Origin of the sequence: Ectothiorhodospira mobilis (genome assembly GCF_016584115.1) — a bacterium.
GTDB classification, from domain to species: domain Bacteria; phylum Pseudomonadota; class Gammaproteobacteria; order Ectothiorhodospirales; family Ectothiorhodospiraceae; genus Ectothiorhodospira; species Ectothiorhodospira mobilis.
Genome location: NZ_NRSK01000099.1, coordinates 1 through 279, shown reverse-complemented (window position 1 = coordinate 279; position 279 = coordinate 1). Strand labels below are relative to the sequence as shown.

1 protein-coding gene is annotated in these 279 nt (G+C 59.9%); it reads right to left on the bottom strand.

Annotation, left to right across the window (positions count from 1 at the left end; genetic code table 11):
* A partial coding sequence (locus CKO33_RS13295) for a S1 RNA-binding domain-containing protein (protein WP_200182700.1) occupies positions 1 to 279 on the bottom strand: 279 nt, incomplete at both ends.

The window sequence follows — 279 nt, the reverse complement described above, 5'->3', positions numbered from 1 at the left end:
CGACAGCACAACGTTGTTGCGGTTCTTGTCGAGCTCGATGATCTTGGCCTCGATCTCCTGGCCCACGTAGGGCTGGAGGTCACGAACGCGGCGCATTTCAACAAGGGATGCAGGAAGGAAGCCACGCAGGCCGATGTCAACGATAAGTCCGCCCTTGACGACCTCAATGACGGTACCGGTGACGACGCCGTCCTCTTCCTTGATCTGCTCGATCGTGCCCCAGGCGCGCTCGTACTGCGCACGCTTCTTGGACAGGATAAGGCGTCCCTCCTTGTCCTC